This window comes from Micromonospora sp. NPDC005220 (genome assembly GCF_040607895.1).
Classification (GTDB): domain Bacteria; phylum Actinomycetota; class Actinomycetes; order Mycobacteriales; family Micromonosporaceae; genus Micromonospora.
Genome location: NZ_JBEXHP010000005.1, coordinates 130,451 through 143,643, shown reverse-complemented (window position 1 = coordinate 143,643; position 13,193 = coordinate 130,451). Strand labels below are relative to the sequence as shown.

General features: G+C 68.6%; 10 protein-coding genes and 1 pseudogene. 5 read left to right on the top strand and 6 right to left on the bottom strand.

Features of this window, described 5'->3' with window-relative positions; genetic code table 11:
- Positions 1–600: 600 nt before the first annotated feature.
- Positions 601–1,134, bottom strand: coding sequence for a hypothetical protein (locus ABZU52_RS04150; protein ID WP_354969621.1), 534 nt, complete (start codon positions 1,132–1,134; stop codon positions 601–603).
- Between the two features lie 628 nt (positions 1,135–1,762).
- Here ABZU52_RS04150 and ABZU52_RS04145 point away from each other — a divergent pair.
- From ABZU52_RS04145 to ABZU52_RS04135, 3 genes and pseudogenes are all read left to right on the top strand, one after another.
- Positions 1,763–2,860 carry a hypothetical protein gene (locus ABZU52_RS04145; RefSeq protein ID WP_354969620.1) on the top strand — a complete coding sequence of 366 codons (1,098 nt, stop codon included), beginning with the start codon at positions 1,763–1,765 and terminating at the stop codon, positions 2,858–2,860.
- Positions 2,861–2,964: 104 nt separating this feature from the next.
- Complete coding sequence (locus ABZU52_RS04140) at positions 2,965–3,477, top strand: DUF402 domain-containing protein (RefSeq protein WP_354969619.1); 513 nt, start codon at positions 2,965–2,967, stop codon at positions 3,475–3,477.
- Positions 3,450–4,716: pseudogene (locus ABZU52_RS04135) on the top strand (low temperature requirement protein A). Before ABZU52_RS04140 ends, ABZU52_RS04135 begins: the two are co-directional and overlap by 28 nt.
- 36 nt (positions 4,717–4,752) lie before the next feature.
- Here the strand turns inward: ABZU52_RS04135 and ABZU52_RS04130 are convergent.
- Positions 4,753–5,361 carry a TetR/AcrR family transcriptional regulator gene (locus ABZU52_RS04130; protein WP_354969618.1) on the bottom strand — a complete coding sequence of 203 codons (609 nt, stop codon included), beginning with the start codon at positions 5,359–5,361 and terminating at the stop codon, positions 4,753–4,755.
- A 113-nt stretch (positions 5,362–5,474) separates the two neighbouring features.
- On the opposite strand from ABZU52_RS04130, the gene ABZU52_RS04125 reads away from it, so the two are divergent.
- Together ABZU52_RS04125 and ABZU52_RS04120 are read left to right on the top strand one after the other, a co-directional pair.
- Positions 5,475–6,035, top strand: a complete 561-nt coding sequence (locus ABZU52_RS04125) for a hypothetical protein (protein ID WP_354969617.1) — start codon at positions 5,475–5,477, stop codon at positions 6,033–6,035.
- Between the two features lies 1 nt (position 6,036).
- The gene (locus ABZU52_RS04120; RefSeq protein WP_354969616.1) at positions 6,037–7,458 is read left to right on the top strand and encodes an NAD(P)/FAD-dependent oxidoreductase; all 1,422 of its coding nucleotides are present in this window, start codon (positions 6,037–6,039) and stop codon (positions 7,456–7,458) included.
- A gap of 108 nt (positions 7,459–7,566) precedes the next feature.
- On the opposite strand, the gene ABZU52_RS04115 is transcribed toward ABZU52_RS04120, so the two are convergent.
- The 4 genes from ABZU52_RS04115 to ABZU52_RS04100 all read right to left on the bottom strand — a co-directional run bounded on the left by ABZU52_RS04115 (position 7,567) and on the right by ABZU52_RS04100 (position 13,165).
- Positions 7,567–8,130: an ATP-binding protein gene (locus ABZU52_RS04115; protein WP_354969615.1), complete on the bottom strand. Its 564-nt coding sequence runs from the start codon at positions 8,128–8,130 to the stop codon at positions 7,567–7,569.
- Between the two features lie 22 nt (positions 8,131–8,152).
- Positions 8,153–10,342 (bottom strand): UvrD-helicase domain-containing protein, encoded by a 2,190-nt coding sequence (locus ABZU52_RS04110; RefSeq protein ID WP_354969614.1) that lies wholly within the window; start codon positions 10,340–10,342, stop codon positions 8,153–8,155.
- A 292-nt stretch (positions 10,343–10,634) separates the two neighbouring features.
- Positions 10,635–11,189, bottom strand: a complete 555-nt coding sequence (locus ABZU52_RS04105; protein WP_354969613.1) for a hypothetical protein — start codon at positions 11,187–11,189, stop codon at positions 10,635–10,637.
- A gap of 128 nt (positions 11,190–11,317) precedes the next feature.
- The gene (locus ABZU52_RS04100; RefSeq protein ID WP_354969612.1) at positions 11,318–13,165 is read right to left on the bottom strand and encodes a glycoside hydrolase family 15 protein; all 1,848 of its coding nucleotides are present in this window, start codon (positions 13,163–13,165) and stop codon (positions 11,318–11,320) included.
- Positions 13,166–13,193 lie beyond the last annotated feature (28 nt).

Genomic DNA, 13,193 nt, shown 5'->3' with positions numbered 1-13,193 from the left:
TCACCGACATCCTGCGCACCGCCCGCGCCACCGGCTCGACCCCGGCCGCCGCCGCCCACTCCCGCGCCCGCCAACGCATCGAACACGGCCGCCGCCAACTCGGAAGCAGACCTACTTCCCTCCCGATCAGGTCCAGCTCGCGTCGTGAAGCGGGCGCAGCCGTACTCGCGTTGAGCCTGGGCGGGCGACTGCCCATCCGCCGGCGGCCGAGGGCCGGCCTGTTCCCCACCACCGACGATCGCGATCGAAGTCCGCTCGCGAGGCGCCTCTGGTCCACACTGACGCGGGGGTGAGCGCCGCCAAGGCGGCATACCAGCCGGGCAGTTCGTGGGCCCGCCGGTACTGCTCGGCGGAGGTTCGCCGCGCCGGGCCAGCGCCTCAGCGAAAGCCGCATACTGCTCACTGCGCAGCATCCAACCGCGGTAGACAGGCGAGCAGCCGCAGAACACCGGCGAGGTGTTGCATGTCCTGTGCGCTCACCACGCCCGCCGCGTCCAATGGAAACTCGTTGCCAGCCACACCTGGTCCGACACCGGACTCTTCTTCGTCCTCGATCGGGCATCAGGCAAACCGCCAACCAATGCGACGTGCCCGACACCCTCAAGTCCCGGCCGGTGATGCACCCTTCGGACTGCGTGCATCGGTCAGGCCTGCGACGAGCAGCAGGTACGCGGTCAGTTCGACCGCCGCCGTGAGCGCCGGCATCGGGCGCGGCATGGACAGCGTGGGCGTGATGGCATCCCAGGCAAACACAGCGTAGTCGTTACCCACGGACAGGGGCATCGGGACCGTGGCAATGCATGTGTCGATCAGAGGCAGCGCCATGAGTGCCAACAACGCCGCGCCGATCGAGGCGAGCCGTCGACCGTGACCTGCGAGCGCCGAGGCGAGTGCCAACGCGGTAATCCCGAGCACCAGGGGCGGCAGGACCGCCATGCTCACGGCCATCATCAAATCGGCAAAACCGGTGCCAGACGCTCGTGGAGGTTCAGCAGCAACGGCACGCCAAGTACTAACGATACGCACGGCCGCGTACCCCGTGACCAGCACTGCCCCCACGACAGCCGACACCGCCGTTTGTCGATGCCACCCACCGCGGCGCCACGCGACGAGCAGCACCAACACCGCGGTCAACGAAGGCCATCAGAGAGAGAAACCCGACTCGAACGCGGACGGTGTCGCAAAGCCCGAGCCGGGCACGAGCACCTTCCAGCCGTCGCCATCGCTGTCCCGAGCGGCCGGCATCGTCCGGGCCGCATGCACAAGCAGGACCGCGAGACCTACCCCCAACGCCCAGCGAGGTCTCGGCGATCGGCTGACCATGGCATGAGCAAGGAGCAGACCGATGCTTAGCACCTCGGCGTAACGCCAGATCGGACGAGCCGTCAGGACACCTGCAACATGGAAGGCGGAGCACACAGCAGCAGCAGACAGGAGGAACAGCCGAGGACGCACGGGCGCATCCTGCCACCTGTAACCGCCAATCCCAGAGGCCCTCGACGCCCAGAAATCCTGCCCCCAGTTTGTCGGTCCGCTAGCGCGGTGAGGCGGGCGCGGAGGGCCGTCGCGGCCCTGTGTTCCCAATCTGCTTCCCCGATCCGCCGGCCCACCGACGCCGCGATGGGTCGGGCCCGCAGGGCGATTGCTCCCGCAGCCGCATCGGTCGGTCGGGAAGCACGCTCACGATCGCCGCGCCTCGTCAGCGGCAGATCCGGATGTGCGCGGCGGCCAGTCCGGCGAGGCGACCACTAGGATCCCGAACATGTCCGATCTTGCTGCGCGGTTCGCCCAGCTTGCTGGCGAGTACGACTCCCGAAAGAGATCGGCGACTGCGCTCGTCGGGCGCTGGGACTGGTACAGATGGCCGGGCCTTGATCTTCGTCCGTTGTACTTCGAACGGGACCTGCTCAAGGCTGGCCGCCGGTTGGACGCCAGACCGCCGGTGGATCGGGATGTTCTGCGCATCGGGTTCGACGCCGAGGGCCGCGCGCTGGTGATCGAGGAGTACAGCGGGTTTCTTCACGGCCGCCTGTACTACGAGACGTTCGTCAGCCACGACGGCGACGTGGTCGAGGCGGCGCACTTCGATACGGACGGGCCCATCTACCTGCACGAGTACCGCTTCGTGGACGGGTTGATGCGCTCGGCCGACACGGTCGCGCGGGGCGGCTCGGGGCGGGAGTCGTACGCATACACCCATGGGCGGATCAGCCGCGTCGAGATCGAGCACGACGGCCGGGCACCTTCGGTGCTGACGGCGGAGCACGACGACCGCGGCCTGGTCCGCGTCATCGAGGTCATGGGCCGTCGGTCCGAGGTGCGCTATGAGCGGCCGCCGGCCGGATTCGACCTCGAAGCGGCGTGCCGGAGCATCGAGGACGCCCTGTTCACGCTGATCCCGGACGCCGTGGCACGCCTGACGGTCGACGGCCCCGCCGCCTGCGTCGCGCTGAGCTACGACCGATCGGAGCCGCTGTCCTTCGAGGTCCGCGGGGCCACTGAGGACGAGCGCGCCGCCCTGGCGGCGATCGACGCCCAGGCGGCATGGTCGCCTGCCGACTTCGAGGCCAGCACCGACGTCGACCTCGACGACGCAGGATCGGTGCGGCTGGTACGACAGGAGCTCGCTTTGCTCGACGCCAGTGACCTCGATGCCGCCGCCGGATCCGAGGTGGGCCGGCGACTGTTGTGCACGGTGGCGGGTCGGCTCAACCTCCGCGACTGGTCAGACACGCTGCCAGTCGCCGACGACTTCGTGGTGTACCCGGTCGACCTTGAGTTGGTCGACCTGGAGCGGAACCTGGCCGACTGCCTGCCACCGGACCGGCTCGCCCAGCTACGCGAACGCGGCCTACTGTGACTGACCCGGCCAGGCCCAACCTCCGCATCCGCACATCGGCGGCAAACACGGACGGTCATGAGCAGTCGAGGTGCGGCCGCTTCGCTTTTCCCTAGGCTGCTTACGTGAGCATCAGGGAGGCCATCGAGACCGTACGTCTACGCAAGATCAAGCGCCCCGGTGGCGTCTTTTGGTACGACCTCCAGTGCGTCGGACAGGATCTCAATGGGACGTGGCTGCGAGGCCCGGTGGGTTCGGCATGGGGCGCTCCGCATGACTGCGGCACTCTGCCCGTACCCGTTGTGGTGTTGCTGGCAGCCGATCGTCCGTGGGTCGCGTGGTGGGTCGATGATCTCGCTGACCAACGACTGGAGATCGACGTATGCACTCCACCGGAGGCTACCGAGGCCGGCTGGCAGTATGTCGATCTTGAGCTGGATCCGGTGCTTCACGAGCTTGACGGGCGGGTCGAGATCGAGGATTGGGATGAGTACGAAGATGCCTGCCGGAACGGCTGGATGAACTCGGACGACGCCAAGCTTGCAAGGACCACGGCGCTGCGCTGCGCCGAGTTGCTCCTGCAGGGGACGGAACCCTGGCTGCGGCGTGGATGGCAGGTGCTTCGCCAGCCGATGTGAATAGGGCACCGCGCGCTCATCGGCATGAGCGCGTACGTGTCGGGGCGCTGAAGCGTGCCCGACCGAATCGCTCACGTGCCAGGGCGGGTCTGGCTCGGGCTGACGCAACTCCGCTGGCTGCCGGCTCGTTGGTGACCGGGGGCGGACGGAGGCGGACGATGGCGGCGGGGCGGGGTGCCGAGCTGCTGCGTCCTCCCACCAGTTCGGGCCGCGCAACCTTTCTGGAGCTGTTCTTCGATCTGGCCTTCGTGGTGGCCCTCACCCGGGTCTCGCAACGCTTCGCCGGCTTGAACGATGACACTGGCTGGGCGCTGGTCACCGGGTTCGGACGTACCCTGCTGCTCTTTCTGGCGCTCTGGCTGATCTGGTCGCACACCGCCTGGATCACCAGCCGTTACGAACCAGAGCAGCCGATCATTCAGGCCGTCGTGGTCGGCACCATGTTCGCCGCGCTGATCATGGCGGTGACGCTGCCACGCGCGATGGAGGAGCGAGCGCTGCCGTTCGCTGTCGCGTACCTGATGGTGATGGTGGTGCGGCCGCTGGTGGTCGCCGCCGCGCTGCGTGGCCATCCGCGACGTCTGGTGCCGTTCCGGCTCGCCGTGTGGGCCTCGGCGAGCGCGCCGCTCTGGCTGGCCGGCGCGGTGGGTCCGGACCGACTTCGCCTGCCGCTGTGGGCTGCCGCCCTGGCCATCGACAATCTCGCCTGGGTCCTGGGCTGGCCACTGCCGTGGCTCGGGGCCTCGAAGGTGGGCCTCTGGCGGATCGCGGGTACCCATCTCGCCGACCGCTATCAGCAGATGTTTCTCATCGCACTCGGTGAGTCGATCCTGGTCATCGGCGTGGTTTTCAGCGGCACTGACTATTCCGCCGAGCGGGCGGCGGCCTTCGCGGTCGCGTTCGCCACCAGCGCTGCTCTGGCGGATCTACTTCCACCGCGCCGGTCTGCTGTTGTCCGATGCGTTGGATCGGGCGGCCATGCCCGGCCGGCTGGGCGCGGTATTGGAACGGACGCATCTGCTGATCGTGCTCAGCGTGCTCGTCACGTCGGTCGGCTACGAGTTGGTGATCGACCATCCGTTCGGGCAGCCGCAGCCCAGTTGGCTGCTGTTCGTGGTGGCCGCAGTGCTGGCCCTTGTCGCGTTCCTCGACGCGCTGCGCAGCCGCGGACAGCCGCTGGAGGCTCCCGCCTCCCCGGTCGGGCGGGAGTCGTCCGACGTTCGAGACTCCGAGGCGTGACGGCGCGGCCGTAGCGGACCTGCGGTCCGGGGGAGACTAGCCGGCGGGTTCGGTCGACTGGCGCTCGGCGTTGATCTGAAGAAGCCCCTCGACGCCGCGGAGAAAGGTATCGGAGACCATCGCGGGGTCGAAGAGGCATCCGGCGGCCATGGCGCCGTCGCGGAGCATGACGAAGTGGCGCGCGGCGGGTTCCGCCGTCTCCTGGTGAACCTGCGCCATCAGCGTGCTGAGCGTGTCCAGGAACCACTGCCGGTGGGCGATGATCTCCTGACGCACCGGATGGTCCGCGGCGGGATACTCCGCTGCGGCGTTCAGGAAGGCGCATCCACGGAACCCGGGGGACTGGATGTTCTGTGCGATGGAGCCGGCGATGGCCAGGAGCGGGTCGACCGGCGAGGAGTTGTCGGCGATGGCCGCGTCGACCGTTTCGCGCTCCATCTCATGGACTTCCCGTAGATAGGCGAGGATCAAATCGTCCTTGCTGGGGAAGTGCCGGTAGAAGGTCGCCCGGGTCACCTTCGCCTCGGAGATGATCCGGTCAATGCCGACGGAATGGATGCCTTCCGCGTAGAAGATCCTGGTTGCCGTCGTGAGAAGCCGGAGGCGCGCTTCAGACGGCCGAATGTCGGGTTTGCCGGGCGCCATGCCACCAGCTTAGCGGGTAGAACGTTCGGTCTTGACGGTGGGGAGGTGAGGCTGCCATGCTGCGGGGGACAGAACGTTCGGTCTCTCTATCCCCTCCGCTGAAAGGATCACCCGTGACCACCATTGCTGCTTCACCCGGCATCTCCCAGACCGCGTCCGCGCTGCGGCGGCTGTACTTCGTCCGCTTCGCGTTCGCCATCGTGTGGGCACTCGTGACGATCGCCACCGCCAAGGAGATCGGCCCGCTCGCGGTGACGCTGTTCGTGCTCTACCCGTTGTTCGACGTGGGTGCCGCCATCTACGACCTTCGGTCGTCGCGGAGCACCGGCTCGCCGGCACTGCTCTACGTGAACATCGCGGTGAGCCTGATCACGGCGGTTGGAGTGGGTGTCGCGGCGGCGTCCGGGATTCCCGCTGTGCTGCGGGTGTGGGGCGGCTGGGCGATCGTCGCCGGTCTGGTCCAGTTGATCGTCGGTGTCACCCGTCGGAAGATGGGCGGCCAATGGCCGATGATCATCAGCGGCGGCATCTCGGTTCTGGCTGGTGGTTCCTTCATCGCAGGAGCCTCCGCGGATCACCCGTCGCTGACCAACGCGGCCGGCTACGCCATTCCGGGCGCCATCTTCTTCCTCATCGCGGCCATCCGCCTCGGCCGTGCCGCAAAGGGCAACTGACATGACCTCCATCGAGTACGACGTCGTCGTGATCGGTGCCGGTCCGGTAGGGGAGAACGTTGCCGACCGGGTCGTGCAGGGCGGGCTGACCGCCGCCATCGTCGAGCGGGAGTTGGTGGGCGGCGAGTGCTCGTACTGGGCCTGCATGCCGACCAAGGCGTTGCTGCGCAGCGCGTCCGCGCTGCGGGCAGCTCGCCAACTGCCGGGTGCGCGTGAGGCGGTGACGGGAGACCTGGACGCTGCCGCGGTGCTGGGCCGGCGGGACTCCTTCGCGTCGCACTGGCGGGACGACGGGCAGGTGTCGTGGCTGACGTCCGCCGGCATCGCACTGCACCGAGGTCATGGGCGGATCAGTTCCACCCGGGTCGTCGAGGTGAACGGCGTCGACGGGGTCACCACGAGGCTGACCGCGCGGCACGCGGTGGTCGTCGCCACCGGCAGCAGCGCGCTGTTACCCGACATCCCGGGTCTACCTGCGGCGGCGCCGTGGTCCAGCCGCGAGGCCGCTTCGGCCGCGTCGGTTCCCCGCCGGCTCGCCATCATCGGTGGTGGCGTGGTGGCGGCCGAGATGGCGACCGCGTACGCCGCCCTGGGATCGTCGGTGACGGTGCTGGCTCGCGATCGGATGTTGCCCTCGGCCGAGCCGTTCGCCGGTGAGCGGGTCACTGATTCGTTGCGCGAGGCCGGAGTGTCGGTACGCCTCGGCACGGAGGCGGCATCCGTCGAGCGCGACGACAGCGGAACCGTGCACATCGGGACCACCTCGGGCGAACGGATCGAGGCTGACGAGCTGCTGGTGGCTGTTGGTCGTACGCCGAACACTCAGGACCTCGGCCTCGACGGCATCGGGCTGGTGCCCGGTCAGTGGCTGGCGGTCGACGACACCCTGCGCGTCGTCGGCGGCGGAGGCTGGCTGTACGCCGCAGGCGATGTGAACCGGCGGGCGCTGCTGACCCATCAGGGCAAGTATCAGGCGCGGGCGGTGGGTGACGTGATCGTGGCCCGGGCCAAGGGTGAGAAGGTCGAGGACGGCCGGTGGGGTCGGCACGTGGCGACGGCGGACGAGCGTGCGGTGCCACAGGTGGTCTTCACCGACCCGGAGATCGCGTCGGTGGGTCTGACGGCGGCGGCGGCTGAGGCGGCTGGGTTGCGGACCCGGGTCGTGGACTACGACCTGGGTGCCGTTGCCGGGTCCGCTCTGCACGCGGACGACTACCAGGGGCACGCCCGGATGATTGTCGACGAGGACCGGAAGGTGATCGTCGGTTGCATTCTGGCCGGCCCGGACGTGGCGGAACTGATCCACGCCGCGACGATCGCCATCGTCGGTGAGGTCCCGCTGCACCGGTTGTGGCACGCCGTTCCGGCGTACCCGACCGTCAGCGAGGTGTGGCTGCGGCTGTTGGAGACGTACGGCCGCTGACGGCGCACCGGCGCTCGTCCCGGCGCTGTCGGCGCCGGGACGGGATCCGGTTGCCGATCGGGCCCGGTGACGTCCCGCACGTCTTGGCGCGGCGCTGTGGGAGCAGCGTCAGGAGACCGACGGCGGCCAGCGGTGTGTGCGCCACTCGCTCCAGGTCGCGAACCCGACCGGTGGGTCATCGATGGGTCCGCTGCCGTCAAGCTCGGCTGGCGTCGGGATCTCGAAGCTGGCGGCCCACTCGGCGAGTTCCTCGTCGGACATGGGCCACGTCGAGTGTGGCGCCTCGGCTAGGCGTTGAACGAGTCGTCTGCGCTGCTCGGAAGGCGTGAGATCGAAGTAGCACACCTCCACCGGTACGCCGAGGTCTGCCGCTGCCTGCCGTAGGGCGGAGCGCTCGTCTCGACTCCAGAGGCCGAAGTCGATCACCACATTGTTGCCGAGTTCGAGGGCGCGAAGACCGATCTCGATGAGCCGTCCCTCGATCACGTCCTGAGCCGATGGCGGATTCTCGTGCCCGTAGAGGGCCTTCACCCACTCGTCCTTCGTCAGGCGAAGGGCACTGCACTCGATCTCGATACGCCGAGCAGCGGTGGTCTTCCCCGTGCACGGCAGCCCCACCATCAGGAACAGTGTTGGTTGCGTCATCATCACCCGCTTCCGACCGCCCATCATTGCCAGCCCTTCTGGGCGCTTGTCACCGGGGTGGCGATTGCGGCGTGAGTATCAGCTGCCCGAGTTCCTGGGTGCATCGGGTGAGCGCGACGTAGAGGCCGTTCCAGCCGCGGGGTTCAGCGGCGACACCCTCAGGGTCGATGAGGAGGGTCGCGTCCCATTCCAATCCTTTGGACTGGGTGGCGGTGAGCACTGGCACGTCACTCAGCACGGTTTGGAGTTCGGCGATGCGGTCCGCGGGGGCGACGACGCCGACGGTGCCGCCGCGCCACCGTTGCTGCAACTGCCGCACCGCTTCGACGGCGGCACTGGCGAGCTCGGCGGGTGCGATCGTCAGCTCCCAGGGGACGATGCCGGAGGAGCGTACGGCGCGTGGTGGCGCGTTGTGGCTGCCAGCCTTCTTCAGGACCGGTTCGGTGAGGTCCATGACCTCGCGTGGGGTCCGGTAGCAGATGGTGAGTTCCGCCGCTGTCCAGCGGTCTCCGAGAACAGCCTGCACCGCTTGTGCCCAGCTGGTGTGTCGGTGCGCTGCCTCCGCCTGGTCGATGTCGCCGACGGCGGTGATGGAGCGACTGGGACAGCGGCGCAGCACCATGTGCCATTGCATCTCGGACAGCTCTTGCGCCTCGTCGACGACGACGTGGCCGTACACCCAGCCGCGCTGCCGGCGAGCACGGTCGGCCAGGAACTCGCCCTGTGGTTGCGGGGCGTCCACCTCGCCGAGCAGGTCGGCGAGTGCGTCGAGCAGAGGGATGTCGCTCGGTGCCCAGGAGGCGGGCTCGGCCGCGACCGCGGTGATCTCGTCGGGGGACAGCTGTGGGGCGAACCGGGCCAGCAGGGTGCGGTCGGCCAGGAGGTCACCCAGCAGGGTCTCGGGGTCGAGGGTGGGCCACCATGCCTCGATGAACCGGGCGATGGTCGCGTTTTCGGCGATCCGAGCACGGAGGTGCTCGATCTCGTCCTCGGAGAGCAGTCCGGCGACCTGACTGCCGGTGGACGGCCGGGTGGAGTGGTGCTCATCCGCCATGCTCCTGTCGACGCGGGCGAGGATGTCCTCGAAGCCCTCCTCCATCTCGTCCATCAGCGCCTCGCGCTGCTCGGCGACGACATCGGCGAGGAGGTGGTGCAACTGCTCGGCGAACGCCGCGCGGGCACGGTGGTACGGGCGCCCCTGTGTCGCCGAGGCGAGCGCCTGCGCCACCGTTGCGGCTGTGATGACGTAGAAATCGCCCTCCCAGCGCAGCTTCAGCTCGCGCGGCCGGGGCAGGAGCGACGCGACGTAGCGTTCGAGCGTGGGCTGCCAGAGGGCCCGGCCCTTGATCTCGGAGAGAAGGCGGCTCTCGTCGCGGCCCACCTGCACGTCGGCCAGCAGGGTGTCGCAGGTTGCCGCGACGACGGCGGTCTCACCGAGCGCGGGCAGCACCTGGCCGATGTACTGGAGGAACCGCGGCGAGGGGCCGAGGACCAGGACCGCCTGGTCGGCCATCGTTCGGTGGGTGAACAGCAGGTACGCGACGCGGTGCAGCGCAACCACGGTCTTGCCCGTGCCGGGACCGCCCTGAACGATCAGCGGGCCGGTCGCCTCGGCGCGGATGATGTCGTCCTGTTCGCGTTGCAGCGTGGAGATCGCCGTGGACATGTGACCGGTGCGCCGCTGGTCGAGGGCGGCCAGCAGGGCGCCTTCGCCGACGAGTTCCGCCGTCACGGTGCCGTCCAGCGGCTCGTCATCCACGCCGACCACGGTCGATCCCGTCGTGCGTATGTGACGGCGCCGTGCCTGACCCTGTGGGTCGCCGGCCGTCGCGGTGTAGAACGGTCGAGCTGCGGGAGCGCGCCAGTCCACCAGCAGAGGCTCACCGCCCTTGTCCTCGTCGCGGAGGCCGACACGGCCTACGTGTCGCACGGTGCCGTCAAGGCTGTCGAGGCGGCCGAAGACCAACCCGTCCTGTGCTCGTCGTAGCTCTTCGTACTGCTGGCGGAGCATCCGCTGCCGGGCCTGTTCCATCGCGTCCAGCGCCTCTGCCGACAGCTCTACCAGAAGGTGGTCGGCCAGCCGGTCGCGCCGGGCCGTGGCCACGTCCAGAAACGCCTGTTCCTCGGCGACCGCGTTTCGGCGCGCGACGCCTTCCGCGGCGGAGGTTGGCAGTCCGCCGTCCGGTGGTACGTCGCTGACGCCGGCGGTGCTGTTGCTCAGAGCTGCCTTCCGGCGCATTCGCGAATCCTTGTATCGGTGTTCCCCTCGGCTCGGATGAGCCCCCGCGTATTCGGCGGCAAGCATAGAGTCGGTCGCCTTCAGCGGCCAGGAAATCCGCCTGCGGAGATGGGAATCTCAATGCCTTGCAGGTCCGGGGTCACCTGTGGCTTCAATCAATCGCGATTCGCTTATTGACAGCCCAGTCCTTATCTGTTCTGCACGATCGGGAGTAGGTCGAGGTGCTGGTTTGGCCGGACCTGGGGCGGACGCTGGCTCGCGGACGGTCCTACTCATGAGGCGGCCGCCGGGGTCAGCTCAACGTGAAGGTCGCGTCGTCGACGTCGAAGGCGGTGACGCCGTTGCCGGCCATCTCGCTGCTGACGAAGCTGACCGTCGCGCTGCGTTCGGTCGTCGCCGCCCCGGTCGACATGACGTATTCCCGCCACTGCGACCCACCGTCGAAGGCAAGCGAGAACCGGGTCTTCGGGGGTATTCCGGTGACCGCCATACCGACGTTCAGGTAGTCGCTACGGCTGGTCTCGGTGGTGGTCGTCCGGACCCAGAAGCGGACCGTCAGGTCGCAGTTGGCCGGCACGGTGACGGTGGTACGCAGCAGGTCGGTACGTGTCACGTCCAGCCCCGCGAAGGTGGCGTACGCGCGGCCGGTGTGTGCGGGCCGGCTCACGTCGCCCAGCACGACGATGCGGGGCCCGGCGGTCCAGCCGGTGGTGCCGCGCTCGAACCCCGGGTTCGGGTGGATCTGCCCGGCGCAGGGCGGGTCGGCGGCTGGCTGGCCGTGGGATGCGCTGCCCGTGGCCAGGAGCAGCAGGGCCGCGGCCGCGACGGTGGTGACGAAGGTCTTCATCGGTTCTCCCCGTGTCCATACATTCGAGATGGTCGATGCGTATCGACCATGCGTGATGGACGTGGACGCGTCAAGCCCTTCCCAACGTCGGCTCCGCACCGGCGGTGGCGGCCCGGAGAGTGTCAGCGCTACTGGCGGCGGCGGGCGTCGGCCTCGCTGTCGAGCAGGTCGTTGAGCGTCAGCGCGGAGTTGATCAGTGAGAGGTGGCTGAACGCCTGGGGATAGTTGCCGATCTGCTCACCGGTCGCGGCGATCTCCTCGGCATAGAGGCCGAGGTGGTTGCTGAAGGTGAACATCTTCTCGAAGGTGAGCCGGGCGTCGTCCAGGCGGCCGGAACGGGCCAGCGCCTCCACGTACCAGAAGGTGCACATGTTGAAGGTGCCCTCGTGGCCGGGCAGCCCGTCGGGGGAGTGGACCGGATCGTACCGGTGGACCAGGCTGTCGGAGACCAGTTCGCGTTCGATCGCCTGCAGGGTGGACTGCCACAGCGGGTCGCTCGGCGTGACGAAACCGACCGACGGCATGGCGAGCAGCGCCGCGTCCAACACGCTTTCGTCGTACGCCTGCACGAAGGTGCCGCGGCCCCGGTTGTAGCCGCGGGCCATCACCTGGTCGTAGATGCGGTTGCGTTGCTCGGTCCAGCAGGTCATGTCCCCGGGGCGGCCGGTGCGGGTGGCCAGCCGGATGGCCCGGTCCAGCGCGACCCAGGACATCACCCGGCCGAAGGTGTAGTTGCGGGGGTGGTGGCGGCTCTCCCAGATGCCGGCGTCGGGCTGGTCCCAGTTGTGGCAGAGCCAGTCGACGAGCCGGACGGTGCTCTTCCACACCTGGTGCGAGACGCGGATGCCCTGCTCGTCGGCGAGGTGCATGGCGTAGAGCGCCTCGCCGTGAATGTCGAGTTGAAGCTGGTCGGCGGCGCCGTTGCCGATCCGCACCGGCCGCGAGCCGCGGTAGCCCTCCAGATGGTCCAGCACCTCCTCGTGCAGGTCGGAGGAGCCGTCCACCCGGTACATGATCTTCAGTGGGTCCTGGTGGTCGCCGGCCTCGCGGATCCGCTGATCCAGCCAGTTCATGTACCGGCTGACCTCCTCGGTGAAGCCGAGGCCGAGCAGGGCGTGCACGGAGAACGACGTGTCGCGTACCCAGGTGTAGCGGTAGTCCCAGTTGCGAGATCCGCCGACCAGTTCGGGCAGCGCGGCGGTGGGCGCGGCGATCATCGCGCCGGTCGGCGCGTACGTCATGAGTTTCAGCGTGATGGCGGAGCGCTCGACCATCTCCCGCCAGCGGCCGGTGTAGCGGGAGCGTTCAAGCCAGCGCCGCCAGTAGTCCCTGGTCCACTCGAACATGCCCTGGATCTCTTCCGGCGGGAAGACGCGCGGCTCGGTGTCGCCCGTCTCCAGGACCACCCCGCCGGTGTCGCCCTCGTTCAGCGTGCCGTACGCGACCAGGTCGCCGCCCTCCAGGCGGACGTCACCCTGTTCGGAGATCAGCCGCCGCGCCGGGTCTACCGAATTGAACGTCAGCGTCGCCGATCGGCTGCGGAAGACGTAACCGTTGGGGTGGCGCTCCACTTGATGCTCTTCGCGGGCGTAGTCGAACCGCGGTCGGCACTCCACCCGGAATCGCATGCTGCCTCGGACCATGGTGACGATGCGGACCAGGCGGTGCGTGTCGGTGACCCGCTCGCCGGTGACCGGCATGAAGTCCATCACCTCGGCCACCCCGTCAGCGCTGATGAAGCGGGTGATCAGGATGGGTGTGCCGGGCAGGTAGAGCTGCTTGGTCACGTACCGCACGTCGTGCGGCGCGATCTGGAAGTAGCCGCCCTTCTCCTTGTCCAGCAGGGCGGCGAAGACGCTCGGCGAGTCGAACCGCGGCGCGCAGAACCAGTCGATCGTCCCGTCACAGGTCACCAGGGCTGCGGTCTGCAGGTCGCCGATGAGTCCGTGATCCTCGATCGCCGGATAGCTGTCCACGTCTCTCCCCGGTTTGGCTGCGTCCTGC

Bases quoted from the DNA above. Each gene is read 5' to 3' on its own strand.
- ABZU52_RS04120 (WP_354969616.1), top strand. From the start codon at position 6,037: ATGACCTCCATCGAGTACGACGTCGTCGTGATCGGTGCCGGTCCGGTA.
- ABZU52_RS04110 (WP_354969614.1), bottom strand. From the start codon at position 10,342: ATGCGCCGGAAGGCAGCTCTGAGCAACAGCACCGCCGGCGTCAGCGAC.
- ABZU52_RS04115 (WP_354969615.1), bottom strand. From the start codon at position 8,130: ATGATGGGCGGTCGGAAGCGGGTGATGATGACGCAACCAACACTGTTC.
- ABZU52_RS04105 (WP_354969613.1), bottom strand. From the start codon at position 11,189: ATGAAGACCTTCGTCACCACCGTCGCGGCCGCGGCCCTGCTGCTCCTG.
- ABZU52_RS04130 (WP_354969618.1), bottom strand. From the start codon at position 5,361: ATGGCGCCCGGCAAACCCGACATTCGGCCGTCTGAAGCGCGCCTCCGG.
- ABZU52_RS04145 (WP_354969620.1), top strand. From the start codon at position 1,763: ATGTCCGATCTTGCTGCGCGGTTCGCCCAGCTTGCTGGCGAGTACGAC.